Here is a 17,959-nt window from a genome sequence, read left to right as displayed (position 1 = left end):
CACGAAAACTGCTCACTGGGGACTTCATATGAGGCTGTAGGGGAGGGGATGAAAATAAAGGATTGCCTGCATCAGATGCCGATAGCGGCATAGTACTAGATTTGGGATTAACGCAAGGCTATGACATTAATGTCAAAACAGCGGCAGATAACACTGAGACTACACCCCAGGGGCAAAAGTTCACGGGTGAAAAAACTGCTGATGGTGGGAGTTTAAAATATCCAGCGCATTTTACTTTAAAAAACCTACTTTACAAGTTAGTGCAGTCAAAAGGACTATGCTACGCCGATAAAAAGGTGGGGTTTAAAGATCAATCTTTTAACGATTTACCGGACCGTGGGGGAGAACTGTTTGTCGAATTTATTAATGTTGCACCATGGATGGACGGTGCTCGTAGAATATTTGGGGGATTTATTAGTGATGTTGGACAAACAAGAGATGGCAAAATTTGGTTAAATGCAGGTAATATCAAGTCAGGCTTAAGTGTTTGTATTAATAGTGAAATATCAAGTGAGTTTAAAGAGCAGTTTAAGGTTAAAAATAGTCTTGATGAATTAGATGGATGTCATGCACTAATTATTGGTACTTGTACATATGCTACAACAGGTAAACCAATACTGTGGTGTGGTGATCTTAGTTATATAGTGCTGAGAAGGTATAAATTAGATCAAGATTTATAACATTAGCCTGTGTAGTAAATGCTAATGTATATACACGTCTTAATAATGCTAATGAAAAGTACGCTAATTTACGAATGTAGGAGATTCTAACCGGTAGGTTACTGACCGTTCCGTGTATTCGATACACTTTGAAGGAGACTGTAATTTAAATTGTGTAATTGCTTGTTTTTGATATGTTCTTCCTGACAATGGAGACAGGCAAATTATGGACGAAAAGAAACTTAAGGCACTTGCGGCCGAACTGGCTAAAGGCCTTAAAACTGAAGCTGACCTCAATGCATTTTCTCGTATGTTGACCAAGCTTACCGTCGAAACAGCGTTGAATGCTGAACTTACGGAACACCTCGGCCATGAGAAAAATGCATCCAAAGCAGGTTCGAATACCCGTAATGGTTATTCGTCTAAGACGTTGCTCACTGATGATGGTGAGGTCGAACTGAATACACCCCGCGACCGTGAAAACACCTTCGAGCCTCAGTTAATCAAGAAAAACCAGACGCGTATCACGCAGATGGACAGCCAGATTTTATCTTTGTATGCCAAAGGGATGACCACGAGAGAAATCGTTGCCACGTTCAAAGAAATGTACGATGCCGACGTGTCACCCACGCTGATATCCAAAGTCACCGATGCCGTTAAAGAGCTGGTCACTGAGTGGCAAAATCGGCCACTGGACTCACTGTATCCAATTGTTTATATCGATTTTATTGTGGTGAGGGTGCGTCAAAATGGTAGCGTCATCAACAAAGCCGTGTTCCTTGTCTTGGGCATCAACACCGAGGGGCAGAAAGAACTTCTGGGCATGTGGCTGGCAGAAAATGAAGGGGCCAAATTCTGGTTGGGCGTGTTAACTGAACTGAAAAAGCGGGGTCTTCAAGACATCCTGATTGCCTGCGTAGATGGTCTGAAAGGCTTCCCCGATGCGATAAACAACGTCTATCCGCAAACCCACATCCAGCTGTGTATTATCCACATGGTACGTAACAGCCTGAAGTACGTGTCGTGGAAAGACTACAAAGCAGTCACCGGCGGGTTGAAAACGGTGTACCAGGCCCCGACAGAGGAAGCGGCCCTGATGGCGTTGGACAAGTTCGCAGGCGTCTGGGATGAAAAATACCCGCAAATCAGCAAAGGCTGGCGTACACACTGGGAAAATCTCAACACGTTCTTTGGTTATCCAGTGGATATTCGCAAAGCCATCTACACGACCAATGCTATCGAATCACTGAACAGCGTTATCCGGCAGGCGATTAAGAAACGTAAAGTGTTCCCGACAGACGACTCGGTGAGAAAAGTGATTTATCTGGCGATCCAGGCGGCCTCGAAAAAATGGAGTATGCCGATCCAGAACTGGTGGTTGGCAATGAGTCGTTTTATTATCGAGTTCGGTGACCGTCTAAACGACCACCTTTAATAGGCGGGCAGTTACACAGAATTATGAACAGGCTCCTTTGAAGTAAGACAGGTAAGTATACAACTGAGTATACATAAGCATTAATTTTGTGATTAATCAATTAAAATTCAGTTGATTAATGTTGAAATTCGAGTCCGGCCATTCCAATGGACGCCAACTGACGTCTTTTTTTGTGTCTGAAACCCAACGTTTACCTACCTTTCTCGCTATATATCCAGTATGTTCTCGGTGAGCAGCTTCTTCAGACGAGCGTTCTCTTTTTCAAGAGTCTTCAATCGCTTAACTTTGGGGGGCTCCATGCTGCCATACTTCTTGCGCCAAGTATAAAACGTAGCATAGTTACGGCACAGTTCACGGGCAGAAACACCGGCTTCAGCCTCGCGGAGAATACTGATGATCGGTTCGTCGGAAAAACGCTTCTTCATGGGGATGTCCTCACGTTAATGATGAAGACATTACAAACATCGTGGAGTGTTAATCAATGGAGAACAGGTCAGGGTCTTGACTATCACCACGGTTACCCAGAATAACCGTGGCGAGAGCCAGGCCGGGAAGTTAACGCAGAAAATCGGCATACAACCGCTGGCCGCGGTAGCCGATACGCTGCGAAAGCTCCAGCGCCGTATCGGAGATTATTTTCCCCAACGTGGCAATCTTTTCCGGCTGGTGGTTAATTTTAGTAAATAGGCTGGCGATGCTGATGGCCGCGTAAACTTTCCCTTGCAGGTTGTAGACCGGGGCGGCAAGACAGAATACTTCCGCGTTATGTTCGCGATCGTCAACCGCATATCCTTGCTGGCGGGCCTGATTCAGAATAGAGAAAAACTGTGCTTCATTGGTCACAGTATGCGGTGTGATGGCCTTTAGCCCACCAGTGCGTGCCAGAATGGCTTTCACTTCATCGTCAGGCAGCGTTGCCAGGATTGCTTTACCCAGCCCGGTACAATACAACGGGTTATTGGAGCCAATTCTGGCCGAAGTTCTCACGGAGTTAGGGCTTTCCACTTTATCAAAATAAACCAACTCGTCATTATTCAGTAACGCGAGAAACACGGTTTCCCCTGCCAGTTCGGAGAGTTTCTCCAGCATCGCATGTGCCACATTCTGGAAAGGGGTTTGATCGAGGTAACTGGCACCGGTCTGGAACAATTTTACGCCCAGCTTAAAATGCTTCTGTTTTTCGTTGGTCTGCTCAAGATAGCCTTTATCAAGCAGGGTATAGAGAATATCAAAGGTTGTGCTCTTTGGGATGCCAAGCTGTTTGCTTATTTCGGTGATGGTCAGCTCGTTTTTACTTGCTGCAATCAGTTCCAGCATCTCCAACGCCCTGAAAACCGAACGATTTATCTTTTCAGACACAGGCTTACCTCACTGTTGTTTTTATAACAGGCAGTATAACGAGGTAATGAGAGCGAATACAGTAGCCTTCTGAATAAGCAAGCCACGGTTTCCCTATGGCTTGCTTATCTACGGAGTCAGGCTTGTTTGCCTTCATGAAACGCCTGGATAAAGGTTTTTGCCTGCTGTGTAATGGCGCTCCAGTCGCCTTGTTCAATCCACTGCTTATTGGTCAACGCGCTCCCCACGCCCACCGCAAACGCGCCAGCTTTGGCAAATTCACGGGTATTTTCAAGCGTAATGCCGCCAACCGGGATCAAAGGCAGCCCATCCAGTGGCCCCCGCACCTCTTTCAGATAAGTCACACCGAGGCTATTGGCTGGGAATAGTTTTAAAAGATCCACACCTAACCGGCAGGCCTGTAAGATTTCAGAAGGCGTCATTACCGCAGGGATCATCAGCCGCTGCTTTTCATGCACCATCATTACCACATCGGGATTAAAATCCGGGGAGAGCACAAAATCGGCACCGGCATCCAGCACCAGTTGCGCCATGACCGGGTTGAGCACCGTGCCTGCTCCTATCCACATCTTGTCTCCCACTTCCTGTTTAAGGGTGCTGATACTCTCCAGGTGGCGGGTGGAGTTACAGGTCACTTCAATCACCCGAATGCCACCTTCATACAGCGCGGTGGCGAGGGGTAAAATACTTTCTGGTGCGACGCCGCGTACAATGGCAATCATGCCGGTTTCTTCTATAGCGCGAATCACGCGTTGCTTAATCATGTCTAACCTCTTATGGAAATGTCGGGGAGTTGCCTCCCCGACGACGTCAATCCGTTACGGCCACGGGTTCTTTAACGATGAACCAGTAACACAGCGCAGCGCAGGCTGCGATAATCCCACCGCTGACAAAAGCCAAGGTATAAGACCCCGTGACATCGGCGATTAATCCGGTCACCAGCGGTGATAACGAGCCGGCAAAATAGCCGCCGAAGTTCTGGATACTGCCCACCGAGGCCACCATGGAAGCAGGGGCAACATCACCAGGTAATGCCCAGCCCGTTGCAGAAAGCGAGGAAAGCAGAGCCATGGCAATCACCAGCAATGTCAGGGTTGCCGACAGGCTATCCACCATAGGTACTGCAATCACAGCCGCACCGGCCAAGAGGGCAGAGACGCTGATCGTGGCGCGTTTGGCCTTTAAAGATTCTTTGAAGATCTGTTTATCAACCAGCCATTTGGAGATGTAGCCACCGGCAATTGCGCCGACAATCCCGCCGAAATAAGGAATACTGGCGTAGATGCCTAACTCTTTGAACTGTATGTTTTGCGTTTTCATTAAATAAAGCGGCAAGAAGGTGGTGAAAATATTCATCATCCACACATAACAGAACCACCCTAAAATCATTCCCCAGATGCAGCGATATTTAAATAAACCGCCCCAACTGACTTTTTCCGTACCGCCCGTTAATTTTTGGGCAGTACCACCGCCGCCTTCTTTAATATAATCGAGTTCTTCTTGAGTAATGTTTGGGTGTTTTTCCGGTTGATGGTAAGCGAAGATGAAAAAGGCCACGAAAATAAAGCCTATTGCACCGGCAATATAAAACAGAGCACGCCAGCCGAAAGGGACAATGATGGCAACCAGAATCGGAGGGGCGATAGCGGGCCCCCATTTAGACGCGGCATCCCAGAAGCCGGTTGCCAACGCACGTTCACTTTTCGGGAACCACGAAGCGGTAATCTTTGCCGCTCCTGGCCAGCAAGGGGCTTCGGTAACCCCCAACAGGCCGCGGGCAAAAATCAGGCTCACCATGTTGCTGCAAGCACCGGTTAACATTGTGGCACCGCTCCATAACCCTACGGCCCAGCCATACACTTTTTTGGGGCCGAAGCGGTCAACCAACCAACCGGCAGGCAGCTGGCAAAGCGCGTAGATCAGGGCAAACACCGAACCTAATAGCCCGATATCGGTATTGGATAAGTTCAGATCTTTCATCATGTCCGGTGCAGCAATGGAAAGGCTGGCGCGGTCAAGGTAATTAACAATACCGCCAACCAACAGGAGGAAAACAACAAACCAACGCTTATTTCCTCGTTTTTTAGTTATTGCTCTTTCATTAACGATGGTATTCATAAGTCAGACCTTTTAATTTTATGTAGGGTACAAAGGAATTAAATAATCTGTCGGCAACGGGCCAGGGAAAATAATCCAGAGCTGGAAAGTGAACGATGGGGTGTAGCGACGGTAACTTTCCCGCTAAACCAGGGGTCATTCTCAATTAATGCGGCGAAGGCAAATTTAAGCGTATCTTTCCCGCATACCACAACGTGAGTTTCCGGGGTGACCGTAAAAGCTTCGCTATGTTTAACCGCCTGCAAATCGTCTTGTAATATCGCCCCCAATAACACGTTGGCTTTCTGGTTAAGCGTCAGGTCACTGAACATATCCAGCACACGGACCGAGAAACAGGTGCGTGACAGGCCGGTTTTAAGGCATTGGCTTGCGCCCTGGAGCAAGGCTGGCGTTTCTATCTCTTGGGCAAATTGCTGGTGCAGAGCGTTGGCAAGAATAGTGTGCCGGGTAATAACATCCAGCAGTTCACCACCAATGGTGGTGACGCAGCCTTCAATACGATCATCTGCATCTATTTTGACGAATTTAGAGTGCGAACCTGGCAGCACGATCAGCGCTGGGCCATGGATACCAAGGCTTTCCAGCACACCGATGGCTTCCGTTTCCTCGCCACGCATCATGTCCATCTGCTCGGCATTTTCCAGTGTGATTACCGAATTATGATTACGGACCCCTGGCACAAACCAGATGGGGGAGGCGGCAACTTCAGGTAGGGGAACGCTTACCATGCCCTGGGCCAATTCATTAAGCCCCGCAGGGGCCAGTAAATGCGGGATTTCGCACAGCCCGACGTTGGAAGTGATCATGCCCGATGCCAGATAAACCACTCTTGCGTCAGCGGGGATGGCGGCCTGGATTATGGCCTCCTGCACGGCCTGGCTCACCCCTTTCATTAAGGCTGCGGTACTGCCGGTGATGGCGGTATCCCTTACGCCTGTTGGGCTGGCTATCTCAGCAAGCTGTTGTTCGCCCTGCCAGGCACAAACTCTGGTGTTGGTGGTGCCGGTATCAATAGTAATAATGTACATGTTTTTCTCGCTTCTATTATCGGTGTAGGGTACGAAGCGTGTTGGCAATAGCGCTGGCACCGGTAATTACCAGCAGGTCTATTTGTTCTTCGTCCGAAATAATTTGCAGAGCGTTATTTATTTTTAGCTGTTTCTGAATCACGTGGTGGTAAATTTCACAGCGTTGTGCATTACCGATTAAAAATATATCCCCGTGGAAATCGAACCCCTGGTGTTGGGCATTAATAAAGGTTGTTATATCGTCACCGGCAAAGGCACTTTCAAGAAACAGCTTGCGTTGCGGTGCGGTTGTTGGAAATGAGAACTGTAAAAATCGGGTCATCAACAAAGTACGTAATAAACCACTCACTTGAACGGAATGGCAGGCGGCATCAATAATTTTCGGATCTATTTTCTCCTCCATTTCTTCTTCTGGCGTTACTGTAATGCTTGATGACAAGAAGGTGTGTTTTAATATCGCAGCATATACCTGGCCACTTAAGGAGGTAATACTGCCTGTAATTTTTCCTTGCTGATCGATCGCAATTAATTTTGTGGTGGAACCTAACTCGATCATGATGCAGGGCAGTTTAGGTTGGCGCCCCAACAGCAGGCCGATTGCCTGGGTTTCTTCGCCACGCATGAGATCAATGCCGCTGAGATTTTCCCAGGATGGCGTTGTCTGGTTACGAATGCCTGGTATCAGTTTGACGGGAATATCTAATGCCAAGAGTTCGTTTGCTGCAAATGACAGGGTATGCTGTGCCAAATCTTCGATACCGGCGGGTGCAACCCGGTGTGGAACCTCATGCAACCCCAGGTTTGAGGTGATCATTCCCGATGCGATAATAAAGTGGATATCTTGTTGTTTCTTTTCGTTTCTTGCCAATAGTGTTTTGACACCTTGTGCCATTGCCTGGCGCAATACATGATTACTTCCATGAGTCAGGGTAGAGTTCACTCCTTCATCGATGACTATTTTATCAATAATGTCATTGCCTGAAAAACTCAGTAAATAAATACGCGTGGCGGATGAGCCTGAATCAATGACAATAAACATATCCACTCCTTTAAATTTTCTTATTTATTAAAGGCTGCGCTGCAAAATATCGCGAAGCGTATTGGCATCCGGTACACGTGGATTATTTTCCAGTACCACTTTCATCGTGGTTTGCACGTTATTGATGATCCAGTCGAAATGTTCTTCTTTCACGCCCAGCTCAGTTAAAGAAGGCTGCATATTGATGGATAACAGGAATGACGTAACGGCCTGAACGCTGCTGTAAGCGGCCTCCTCGGTGGTCATATTGCGCGTATCGACTCCCATTGCAGCAGCTATCGCGGCAAATTTTTCCGGGGCTGCCGACCAGGTGTACTCCATAAAGGCAGGATAAACCGCAGCGATACCTTCGGCGTGAATCACATCAAGCAGCCCTCCCATCGGGTGCTGGAGCGCATGCGGTAAGGTTGTGCCGGCACAATCGATAGCCATTCCGGCGAGCGTACTGGCAAAGGTAACGTGTTCCCAGGCTGCCAGATCGGTGACATCGGCATAAACTCGCGGCAGGTTCTTCGTCAGTAGCGTGATTGCACGCAGCGAGAGCATTTCGCTGAACGGATGGGCGTTGCGGGAAATATAGGACTCAAGGGCATGGAACAGGACGTCGGCACCGGGCCCCGCGATCACCCGCTTTGGCAAGGTCAGCATCAGTTCCGGGTCGATAATCGAGGCGACCGGGTAGATTAATGGGTTAACCAGGCCTTTTTTGTCGTGGGTTTCCGGGTTGGTAAATACCGCAGTGCGGTTGGCTTCACTGCCAGTGCCTGCCGTGGTGGGCACTAAAATAATTGGCAGCGCATACTGCGCCTGCTTTCTGCCAAAGACGTAATCCCAGATGCTGCCGGGGTTGCAGGCACAAAATGCAATACCTTTCGTCATATCCATGGCGCTACCGCCACCGATACCAATGACCAGATCGCACTTCTCTTGGCGTGCTTGTTCGGCACCTTCTTCCACCAGCGTGGAGAGCGGGTTCTGCATAAATTTGTCGTACACCACATATTCTATCCCCGCTGCGGACAGCGTTGCCTGCGCTTTGGCAAGTTGGCCAGTGGGTTTGGTGCTATCAGACACCACGAGCAGCGCCTTCTTGCCATATTGCTGTGCAATGCCACCCAGCAAGCCAAATTTACCTGGGCCAACGTGGAGTTTAACGGGGTTATTGTAAGTGAATTCGGTCATTATTCATCCCTATTGTCCGCATTTACGGATTGTGTTCGCATTTGTGTTTATATTGGGCGTGTTTTATCCAGTATTCAACCTGTTTTGCTTGAATAATGAGCGTGATCACATTTTTTATTTTTAGCGCGGGTATTTGAGTGGGGAGCAATACTCAGTCGCTGATTGTAAGTTGATGCCTATTTTCCCTTGGCGGTTTGGTACAACAGGAATTGAAGCGGTGCGGGCATCAGGCTTCACTTTTCTATAGATGGCGACAGTCTTGGTGTACATAATTCACTGATTTACCAAGGCATGCTGCGTTATCAAATCTCTAGCAGGGAAAGTGACAAGCATTCCATTCGCTCTTTGCGGTCAACGGCTGGTGATTAGTGGAAAAAACCACTATCAAGCTAAAAATTTCATAATTATGAAATTTTTATTTCAATATCGTGATTTTTATAGCTAAAAATACTGATATATATTTTTATTTATTCATTCTCTCACTGGAATCTCGGCCAGGCTCATCTATCTTTTATCTGTACTGTCTGTAGGGATTTTTGCATGGGCCTGAATGTCTGTACGCGCTTCGCTCAGTGCAAACGTTAGGCGTCGAACTACCTGAACTCGAGATCTTTGTGTTTCCACCAGCGAGAGGAGAGGGTTATGTTTTATTTTCGGATCAATAAGCTTCGAATTTTTGACAATCATGAGAATGCGTTCCTCTTCTTCAAACGCGATCTCGCACAGGTTCAGTTAATCAGCTTTATTACCGCAGATGCCGAGGTTCCACTGCTTGATGCCTGGATTGCAGAAACCGATAAAATCAAGAAAAAAAACCTACTTATACAGGCAGTCCAGCAAGTCGCCTCAGCCCGAATCCTGACTAAAATTGCCAACGTTAAAGACAATGCGGTACTCACTTTTGGCGATACGGGATATGTTCTCTACCAATCAACAGCGATCCCAGAAGATTTCAACTGGTGCCTTATTGCTACTGAGGGCGATGACAATATTCGCCTAATCGGCGAGCAACTTGATGCCGTTGTTAATCACCCAGAATTCGATGCATTTGCATCAAACCTGGGGACGTTACTTCTTGGCGCAGCAAATCCCACTTTCGCCGCCGGTGTTATTATCACGAAATTCTTGACAAATATGGCGGCTGATATTCTCAAGAAAAACACCGATGACCAATTAGGCATTCTTTATATGTCGCTTAATAGGAAAGAACACTATCTCTATGGTGAGAGAAAGAGGGACGGTATACCCGATCTCACTGGAAATATGCGTATTGATTATTCCATCTTTGCATTCAAATAGCGTTACCTCATTTTTTAATTAACTCAACCGCCAAAAGCCACGCTTTGGGTTTGCTGGATCGCGTCGCTCAGTAACGATTGAGAATAACCCGTGTTGCCCAAGTCTGGTCGCAATTGACTTTGTGCACGCGAACAACGTCGGAGAAGATATATATGTTATCTAGCAAAAAATGCGTATTAACGTTCTCAATGATCCTTTATTGCTTTTCTGCGCTGGCACAGGCTCAACAACCCGCAGTTGCCTGGACTCCTCCTGGTAACGTGTTCCTCTACATGATCCCGATCGTGGTTATCTTTGGGTCAGCGGTGGTGATACTCGCTATTCGCAGCTCACTGCCCAAGGAATGGTCTTTGGCTGATGCACTTTCCGAGGATGTGCAGTTGCCTGTCATCCAGGAAGTGATCACGAAGAACCAGAATGGCGTTGAGACGGTGACCAGAGGGCCTATCTATGACATAAACGGCAAACCTGTGCTTGTACCTGTCATGAAGGCAAGTTCGAGCCGCTTAATCGCGCTGATGGGTATGTTGGTCATTCTTTTCATGTTCATCGGGTTTGGTTCGTTTGTGCTGTATGGCTTTGGGAAAACCGGCAACGCGCCTGAATCCATCGATCAAATCGTCAGATTCCTTGCGGCTGGCATGACACTCTTTGCTCCCTACGTAGTGAACAAATTTTCCTCGTTGTTTCAGGGCCTGACCTCAGGCAAGTAATGATTGTGGATGAACCCTTCGCCTGAGCGAGCTATCAGTCGGGCGTCACCTTCTATGTCAAACGTTGTATAGGAGATCGTTATGTTTACTCAAGCCAAGATAGAATCACTGCAACTGACGCTGAAATCATTGGCGCTTTATGAGGGAAAGATTGACGGGATCGTTGGGCCTTTGACATTGGCCGCGATAAAAAAATTCGAAGCACTTGTTCTTGAACAACCTATTATCGATAAACCCATACCAGACGACCCCGCAGAAAAACCCGATACGGTAAATAACTTCACTGACGGGCAGGGTGCAGATATTGAAGACGCGCTGATATTCACCCTGAAAAATGAAGGTGGATATACTGACCATCCAGCGGACAGAGGAGGTGCGACTAATAAAGGAATTACAATTGGCAGGTTGTCTGAATATCTCGGCAGAAAAGCCACCAAGGATGAAGTGAAAAATTTAGATTATGAAACGATAAAGCTCATTTATAAAAAATATTATTGGGATGTATTAAGCCTTGATCATGTATTAGATCAAAGTATCGCTACCGCCTTATTCGACATGGGGGTGTTGTGCGGCCCAGGGACCTCGGTCAGTCTTTGTCAAGAGGTGCTGGGTATCCCCCAAACCAAGAAAATGGATAGCCAGACGTTAGCGGCAATTAATGGGGTCACAGATGAAAAATTTATCCCCCTGTTTGCCGACAGAAATAGTAAAAGATTCGACGATATCGTTGCCAAGACTCCATCCCAGAACGTTTTCCTAAAAGGCTGGAAAAACAGAGCGAATCGACTGCTATCGCTGATTAATAACGACGATATGGCGGTGGTTGTGGCTACGTCGGTGCCGGGAACGCCGATTGGCGAGGGGCTGTATGAGCTGGCGGAACAGGTGGATGTTCCACATGCAGATATTAAAAAAATGATCGACTGGCAGACCCAAAACAACGCAACATCCAACCCTCGATTTTGGGTGGTCTTTAAAATCGAAAAACATTCAAAAACCAGAAGAATGCATATTTTTGACCGAGTAGCCAAGGCGGTGCAAAGTATTCATGCGGTACACGGAACCGGCAGCGATCCGAATAATGATGGATTAGCGACTGATTTTTCAAATATCCCAGAGTCACATCAGAGTTCATTAGGGCTCTATAAAACGCTGGGCACCTATATTATGGCTAAACATGGCAGGGCGCTGCGGCTTGAGGGGCTGGAGTTGACGAATAGCAATGCGTTGAAACGAGGGATCGTGTTTCATGGTGTCCCTTATGCGGGAGATCAGTATGTTCAGCAATATGGTCGCTGTGGCCGTTCTTTTGGCTGCCCTGCCGTAGAATATGCGGTGGTGCAAGATTTAATCGACAAACTCAAGGGGGGTTCGCTTTTGTTGATCTCCTGAATCACCTAAGGTGGATACGATAGCCGTAAGCGTTCAATACGGCTAAAACGTTGACGCGATCAATGGCTCCACGGGTGATCCTGCAATCGCAACGAATTGTTGCTATGGAGGTTGGTGGAGCATTTACCAGTAGGCCCGAGAAAGACAACGGATACTTAGCCACATCAGGGAGGCGCTATGGTTCCGGGCCTGCCGTTCATAAAAACGGTGCGGCGTTATGGTAAACCGCGTGTAGGGCCAGGTGAGCTGAAAGGTCGAAAATCACCCGGAATTAATGAACAGCCGTCACTGAATCTGAATGCCGGGTATTGTCATACAGCCACCGATTCATTACCTCGCGATCGTAACCATTGAGCAACAAAGGCTGCATTGAGGTGATCCCCAGTTTCATCTGCGCGGAACGCTTGTAGTTACTGATGGTTTTATAATTCAGCTTAAGCTGGCACGCAATATAGGTGATAGTTTTTCCTTTCAGTAATAACCGTAAAACACTTAGCTCACGTTGTGAGAGCTGTGGCACTTTCAGCGTTAAATTCTCATTACTCTCAACTGGCCGATTAAAAATACCGGTTAATTGGGCTTCTATGGTTCCTAATGTCCCTTCAGGTTCCAAAATCATTTGGACATTTTGCAATTCGTGCATGTAGCTTCCAAGCAGCATCATACTTTTGGCGTTCATCAGCAGGATAATTTGGCAGTGAGGCTGATGAAGACGCAATAGTTGAATAACCCGACTCAACAACTCCCCTTGAGTATAATTACCATTCAAAATATTTAGCACTACAATATCTACCTGTATTTGCCCCGGCAAATGACGATGATATTCATCAAGGTGATTAAAGTGGGTAAATATCGCTGAATTATTGTCAGGCAATTGTTTGCTCAATAATTCTTCTAATCCGAGGCGAGAAAAGAAACAAGGGTGCTGGATAACAATATGTTTTTTATTCATGGTGATGACATCTCTCTTACATTACTAATATATCTGCCGTATTTTAAATCACAGGGCGATAAATTAATCTGTGATTGGTATCAACAGTGATTGTATTAGGCCAAACGGTTATTCAGTCAGAACAATTTGAGTGGAAATTGAATTGGATACTGTAATGAAAATCACAATAATGTTATTCCCTTAAATTGAGCTATGGCGAACTTCTAGAATATCTGCCACACGTCAAATATACTTTGGCGGTGAGATTTCCAATAAATTTTAACTTGAAGCCGGATTACCCGGCTTCAAATACGCTGGATATAAAATTAACCGTATGCCAGTACTATGTTCTAAAACAATATAACGTCTTTTTTGGTGGCAGAACATCAGCTCTATCTTGACTTTTTGTAGGAAAATTCTCCAATCAGGCTTTTGGTATGATAATAGAGTTTTAGTTCACCGCTATTTCCTCATATCAAACCTTTACTTCAAACATCAGCACCAAACTCTGATTTATCGCCGGTGTTGACTACAGAGCCTTTCAGGCTGTCTCCCTGAATGACAGCCACCTTCGGATTGATGTCGATCACCGCCTGTGCCGTGCCTGCCAGTAAACCGAGCAGCAGGCAAACGGCTTTCTTACGGACATTGCAGGTCAAAAGATTTACCCTCTACGTTGCCTTTGAGTGTCTTGACAGGGAACACACGGGGTGTGCCTGGGAATACTTTCTGCTCTGCCGCAATGGCTCCTGCTGGCGTTGCTGTAGCTCACGGAACAGAATATTGACGTTACCCGTAGCGCTTAATTGCATCCCTTCAGTACTGCATTGATGGTTCCAACTGCGAATTTGAGCTCCCGCAGGAGGAAGATGATGAACCACCACACCGTAAGCCACCCCAAAGGTGAGCGGCGCTTTTATTTTGTCTTTACTCTCATCGCCCACCACCTTAATGCTGGAGACTGGAACGATATACAGCCGATATAACACTTCTTTTTGCGGTACTGTCAGCACGACCAGGTTGATATCCCGTTTCTGACCCGGCCCCAACGTTAACTTTGTCGGGCTGGCCATCATTTCTGGAGACAGATTATTCTAATCCCATACAATAAATAATATCTCTTTATCATGTAGGATATTTCTTGTGTCAATAATTGGCGTGCTACGGTGAATTAAGCGCGGCAATTTGCTGTTGCAGACTCAGATCCAGTTCATCCATCGCCTGTTCTGTTTCACCCACCTGTTGATCTAGCTGTTCAGCAGGTAGCATGGCAGCAAAGCCTTCTTCGAACGCCTCCAGGCAGCGCATGAGTTTGCCTGCCCCCACCATTTTGGCTCCCCCTTTTATTTTATGCGCCAGCTCTGCGATCGCAGCCCAGTCTGCTTCTTTACGTGCGACCCGTAACTGGGCAAGATCGTTAAGATTAGTGGCCCATAGCTCTTGTAGCAGTTTAGCAATCAGCAGCGGGTCATCTGCTGCGAGAGATCTCAGGTTGTTGATATTGAAGCTTTCCTGAGCATCATGCTCTACGGCTTTTGCCGAACGTGGGGATGCCTGTTTCGACAGCTTTTCATACAGTGTGTTGATGTTGACCGGCTTCACCATGCAATCATTCATGCCAGAAGCCAAACAGCGTTCATGCTCATCGGGTTGGGCATTGGCGGTAAACCCTAAAATTAAACAGGGTTGGCTCCCTTGGGCCTGTTCTATACGCCGGATCTCCTGTGCCAACTGATAGCCGTTCATCAGTGGCATATTGCTGTCGGTGATCACCACATCAAACTGACCATGCTGCCAAACCTGTAGTCCTTCTTCGCCATCTTTTGCTTCGGCAACTGAATGCCCAAGATAACTGAGCTGCTTGCTCAGTAACATCAGATTGGCCGGGAAATCATCTACCACCAGAATACGTAACGGTGCCTCATCGTGGCGTACATCGACAGTAATGGCTTTCTCAGCGTTGGATAACGGTTCTAGCCGCGTCAGGTTGAGTGAGATATTCACACGGGTGCCTTGCCCAAGCTCACTGTCGATGGTGAGCTCTCCCCCCATCATCTCACACAGGCTACGGCTGATGACCAACCCCAAACCGCTGCCGCTCTGGGTGATCCCGCGCGCGCTTTCCACTTGAACGAAAGGCACGAACAGCCGCTGTAGATCCTCGGGGGAGATACCAGGGCCGCTATCTTTCACCGTCACCGTCACCCATAAGCGTTCATCACTGCTGGTAAGTTCACTAAGCAACGTAACCTGGATTTGCCCTTTCTCAGTGAATTTAATCGCGTTACTCAACAGATTGGAGAGGATCTGTTTAAAACGCAGCGGGTCAATCAAGACGTCTCCCATCGCTTCACGATCGATATCCAACTGTAAAGAAAGCCCTTTCTGGCGGGCAATGCCGTCAAATACCCGGACGACGGATTCTATCAGTTCACGCAGGTCGGCCCGTTCCGGGTTCAGGCTCAAACGGCCAGACTCAATACGCACAATGTCCAGAATATCGCCAATCAAGGCGAGCAAGCCTTTCGCCGAATCGAAGGCGACCTCCAAAGCAGAGCGATCGAGAATCCCCTGTTCCGATTTTTTCAAGGCCATTTCCAACATGCCAAGTATCGCATTCATTGGCGTGCGGATTTCATGGCTCATCGTCGCCAGGAAGGTGGTTTTGGCACGGCTGGCCTCATCGGCCTGTTCCTTGGCTTGCCGCAGTTCATTGATCAGCGATACGCGCTCGGAAATGTCGAGCCAGCCGCCAATGATGCCGATGATGCGGCCATCCGAGTCACGATAAGGCAGAACCCAGTGATAAATGGTTAGCGGCTCTGGTTCACCAATAAACTGCACCTGACGATCCTGTAACAGTGGCTCTCCCGTTTTCATCACCTGTTGGTAATCGTTAAGGAAAGCCTCCACGTCCTGTATACCGGCATATTCCCTTTCATGGACCTTTTTACCGAGCATGGCCTCAGGCGATAAATTGAATTTGCTGGCATAACTTTCGTTACAGCTCTGTAGCACGCCGTCTCTATCACGGACATAGATTGGATAAGGTGTGCCATTGATCAGGGCATGTTGAAATTCCAAGACATTTTTCAGCTCACGCTTCGCGGCTTTGCGCTGCTTGATCTGGCGCCCAAGGTAGTAGAGCCAAATCAGTGAAGTGAGGATCAGCAGGGCAGCCAGGACAAAACCCTGCGTGACGATCGCCCGGTATTTAGACCAGAAACTGTAACCCAGCACGGACTGGTTCTGCCAGCGGCTGGCAATAGCGTCCAGTTCTTCCGGGGGAATGCTGAGTATGGCTTTGTCGAGGATCGAATGCAGTTCAATGGCGCTGCGGTTGAGGCCAAAAGAAATAGGTAATGAGAAGGGGCTGACGATAGCAGCCACTTTCATCCCCTTCAGATCTGGATTGGTCAGGAGATAATTGGCCACCACCAGCGGTAAAACGGCAGCATCGGCGCGGCGATCGCTCACCATCTCGGTCAATACGCCGCTATTGTTACCCTCAACCAGTTTGATCTGCGGGTGTTTTTCACGCAGAAACTCGTACAGCGGGTGATCGAGACGTAGCGCCAGACGCTTGCCTGCCAAGGCTGCCAACGAACCAGGGGCGCCGGCTTCATCGCGGGTGACCAGCACTATCGGGGAAGTAATATAGGGGCGTGTGGCGCGCAGCCCGCTTTGGCTCATGCTCCCCATCGTATAGTTGGCAATAATATCCGCCTTTCCCTGCTCAACATCTTTAAGGGCGGTCTTAATATTATCGACGCTGTCGATCTTGAATTGCAGCCCGGTTTTTAGAGTAATCAGTTCCAGAACGTCAACGCCAATCCCGCGTGAGTTGCCTTGCTGATCAATAAAAAACCAGGGAGGGAAATTGCCGATAACTAGCACCCGCACCACGGGGTTTTGCTGTACCCAATGACGTTCCGCCTGGTTCAATTCTATTGATTGCAAGGCATTATTATCCAGCCCACCTGCTCCCCAGCGCCGTAAGATAGCCCCTTTTTCACTGTCAGGAATGCGGCTGAGTACCGCGTTAATCATTCCTCGCAGACGCTCGTTATCCGGTGCTAAAACGAAAGACAGGCGCGATACACCAACCTCAGGAAAACGGGTAACTCGTACCAGATGGCGGAAGTTACGATTTATCATGTAATTCGCACTGATAAAACCACCCAAAAAAATATCTGCGCGGCCAAACGCCACTTTACCGATGGCATCGATGGCCGAAGAGTCAAAAATAAATTTGGTGTGCGGGTAATGAGCCAAAACGCCATCCGTTGTCTGGTAACGTGCCAGCGTCACCCATTGTTTGTCATTCTGTGGCATGACATAGAGGGGCGGGTCGCTGACGCGGGTCACAAACACTAACGGATCGATAACATAAGGTTGGGTCAATAAAAGCCTATTCTCAGGAAAGAACAAAGAGGGGTCCAGAATATCCACTTCACCCCGCATCAATGCCTGAAGCGCCGCCTCAGGTGAAGAATACAGTTGCACTTTAACCGCGAGATCCAGTTGTTCACCGATCAGCCCAAGATAATCGGCGGTCAACCCTTCGTAGGTATTTTTGGCATAGATGATATCCAATGGGGGATTATCAGGCTGCACTGCGCCAAAAATCAGGACTTTCTTTTGCCTTAACCATTGCCAGTCGGCTTCTGGTAACTGCATCAGCTCCGTATTGAGCACGGAGCGATTCAGCAAATGCAAGGAAATCGGCGTTTCTGCACGGGCAGGAAAGGTGCCCAAAGCTGTGACGATCAACAGCAGTGCGATGATAACGGTTTTCATGGCA

15 protein-coding genes and 1 pseudogene are annotated in these 17,959 nt (G+C 47.8%); 5 read left to right on the top strand and 11 right to left on the bottom strand.

The window, feature by feature from the left end; all coding sequences use genetic code 11:
* Positions 1–62 precede the first annotated feature (62 nt).
* Both Z042_RS24175 and Z042_RS24170 read left to right on the top strand, forming a co-directional pair.
* Positions 63–680 carry a hypothetical protein gene (locus Z042_RS24175; protein ID WP_202901358.1) on the top strand — a complete coding sequence of 206 codons (618 nt, stop codon included), beginning with the start codon at positions 63–65 and terminating at the stop codon, positions 678–680.
* 205 nt (positions 681–885) lie between these two features.
* Positions 886–2,094, top strand: coding sequence for an IS256 family transposase (locus Z042_RS24170; RefSeq protein ID WP_025297200.1), 1,209 nt, complete (start codon positions 886–888; stop codon positions 2,092–2,094).
* A 212-nt stretch (positions 2,095–2,306) separates the two neighbouring features.
* Here Z042_RS24170 and Z042_RS24165 read toward each other — a convergent pair.
* The 7 genes and pseudogenes from Z042_RS24165 to Z042_RS24135 all read right to left on the bottom strand — a co-directional run.
* Positions 2,307–2,519 (bottom strand): annotated as a pseudogene (locus Z042_RS24165) (transposase); the annotation flags it as partial.
* 130 nt (positions 2,520–2,649) lie between these two features.
* A complete protein-coding gene (locus Z042_RS24160; RefSeq protein ID WP_024912166.1) occupies positions 2,650–3,453 on the bottom strand; it encodes an IclR family transcriptional regulator in 804 nt (267 codons plus the stop codon).
* A gap of 116 nt (positions 3,454–3,569) precedes the next feature.
* Positions 3,570–4,217 (bottom strand): bifunctional 4-hydroxy-2-oxoglutarate aldolase/2-dehydro-3-deoxy-phosphogluconate aldolase, encoded by a 648-nt coding sequence (locus Z042_RS24155; RefSeq protein WP_024912165.1) that lies wholly within the window; start codon positions 4,215–4,217, stop codon positions 3,570–3,572.
* A gap of 46 nt (positions 4,218–4,263) precedes the next feature.
* Positions 4,264–5,571 (bottom strand): MFS transporter, encoded by a 1,308-nt coding sequence (locus Z042_RS24150; protein ID WP_024912164.1) that lies wholly within the window; start codon positions 5,569–5,571, stop codon positions 4,264–4,266.
* Positions 5,572–5,609: 38 nt separating this feature from the next.
* A complete protein-coding gene (locus tag Z042_RS24145) occupies positions 5,610–6,599 on the bottom strand; it encodes a 2-dehydro-3-deoxygalactonokinase (protein ID WP_024912163.1) in 990 nt (329 codons plus the stop codon).
* A gap of 16 nt (positions 6,600–6,615) precedes the next feature.
* Entirely contained in the window at positions 6,616–7,638 is a 1,023-nt protein-coding gene (locus Z042_RS24140) for a 2-dehydro-3-deoxygalactonokinase (protein WP_024912162.1), read from the bottom strand.
* 27 nt (positions 7,639–7,665) lie between these two features.
* Entirely contained in the window at positions 7,666–8,820 is a 1,155-nt protein-coding gene (locus tag Z042_RS24135; protein ID WP_024912161.1) for an iron-containing alcohol dehydrogenase, read from the bottom strand.
* 642 nt (positions 8,821–9,462) lie between these two features.
* Between Z042_RS24135 and Z042_RS24130 the strand changes: the two genes are divergently transcribed.
* From Z042_RS24130 to Z042_RS24670, 3 genes are all read left to right on the top strand, one after another.
* A complete protein-coding gene (locus tag Z042_RS24130; RefSeq protein ID WP_024912160.1) occupies positions 9,463–10,119 on the top strand; it encodes a hypothetical protein in 657 nt (218 codons plus the stop codon).
* A 152-nt stretch (positions 10,120–10,271) separates the two neighbouring features.
* Positions 10,272–10,832 (top strand): hypothetical protein, encoded by a 561-nt coding sequence (locus Z042_RS24125; protein WP_024912159.1) that lies wholly within the window; start codon positions 10,272–10,274, stop codon positions 10,830–10,832.
* Between the two features lie 81 nt (positions 10,833–10,913).
* A complete protein-coding gene (locus Z042_RS24670) occupies positions 10,914–12,224 on the top strand; it encodes a murein L,D-transpeptidase catalytic domain-containing protein (RefSeq protein ID WP_024912158.1) in 1,311 nt (436 codons plus the stop codon).
* Positions 12,225–12,495: 271 nt separating this feature from the next.
* Here the strand turns inward: Z042_RS24670 and Z042_RS24110 are convergent, their stop codons facing one another.
* The 4 genes from Z042_RS24110 to Z042_RS24100 form a co-directional block, all read right to left on the bottom strand.
* The gene (locus Z042_RS24110) at positions 12,496–13,176 is read right to left on the bottom strand and encodes a helix-turn-helix transcriptional regulator (RefSeq protein ID WP_024912157.1); all 681 of its coding nucleotides are present in this window, start codon (positions 13,174–13,176) and stop codon (positions 12,496–12,498) included.
* Positions 13,177–13,643: 467 nt separating this feature from the next.
* Complete coding sequence (locus tag Z042_RS26215; protein ID WP_154667022.1) at positions 13,644–13,814, bottom strand: hypothetical protein; 171 nt, start codon at positions 13,812–13,814, stop codon at positions 13,644–13,646.
* Between the two features lie 12 nt (positions 13,815–13,826).
* Positions 13,827–14,231: a hypothetical protein gene (locus tag Z042_RS24105; RefSeq protein WP_051506703.1), complete on the bottom strand. Its 405-nt coding sequence runs from the start codon at positions 14,229–14,231 to the stop codon at positions 13,827–13,829.
* 85 nt (positions 14,232–14,316) lie between these two features.
* Entirely contained in the window at positions 14,317–17,955 is a 3,639-nt protein-coding gene (locus Z042_RS24100; protein ID WP_037406339.1) for an ATP-binding protein, read from the bottom strand.
* Positions 17,956–17,959 lie beyond the last annotated feature (4 nt).

The organism is Chania multitudinisentens RB-25 (assembly GCF_000520015.2).
Taxonomy (GTDB): Bacteria; Pseudomonadota; Gammaproteobacteria; order Enterobacterales; family Enterobacteriaceae; genus Chania; species Chania multitudinisentens.
Note: the sequence above shows the minus strand (reverse complement) of the source record. Positions and strands in the feature narration are given on the sequence as shown.

Bases quoted from the DNA above. Each gene is read 5' to 3' on its own strand.
- Z042_RS24130 (WP_024912160.1), top strand. From the start codon at position 9,463: ATGTTTTATTTTCGGATCAATAAGCTTCGAATTTTTGACAATCATGAG.
- Z042_RS24140 (WP_024912162.1), bottom strand. From the start codon at position 7,638: ATGTTTATTGTCATTGATTCAGGCTCATCCGCCACGCGTATTTATTTA.
- Z042_RS24170 (WP_025297200.1), top strand. From the start codon at position 886: ATGGACGAAAAGAAACTTAAGGCACTTGCGGCCGAACTGGCTAAAGGC.
- Z042_RS24105 (WP_051506703.1), bottom strand. From the start codon at position 14,231: ATGATGGCCAGCCCGACAAAGTTAACGTTGGGGCCGGGTCAGAAACGG.
- Z042_RS24110 (WP_024912157.1), bottom strand. From the start codon at position 13,176: ATGAATAAAAAACATATTGTTATCCAGCACCCTTGTTTCTTTTCTCGC.
- Z042_RS24155 (WP_024912165.1), bottom strand. From the start codon at position 4,217: ATGATTAAGCAACGCGTGATTCGCGCTATAGAAGAAACCGGCATGATT.
- Z042_RS24100 (WP_037406339.1), bottom strand. From the start codon at position 17,955: ATGAAAACCGTTATCATCGCACTGCTGTTGATCGTCACAGCTTTGGGC.
- Z042_RS24670 (WP_024912158.1), top strand. From the start codon at position 10,914: ATGTTTACTCAAGCCAAGATAGAATCACTGCAACTGACGCTGAAATCA.
- Z042_RS24145 (WP_024912163.1), bottom strand. From the start codon at position 6,599: ATGTACATTATTACTATTGATACCGGCACCACCAACACCAGAGTTTGT.
- Z042_RS24135 (WP_024912161.1), bottom strand. From the start codon at position 8,820: ATGACCGAATTCACTTACAATAACCCCGTTAAACTCCACGTTGGCCCA.
- Z042_RS24125 (WP_024912159.1), top strand. From the start codon at position 10,272: ATGTTATCTAGCAAAAAATGCGTATTAACGTTCTCAATGATCCTTTAT.
- Z042_RS24150 (WP_024912164.1), bottom strand. From the start codon at position 5,571: ATGAATACCATCGTTAATGAAAGAGCAATAACTAAAAAACGAGGAAAT.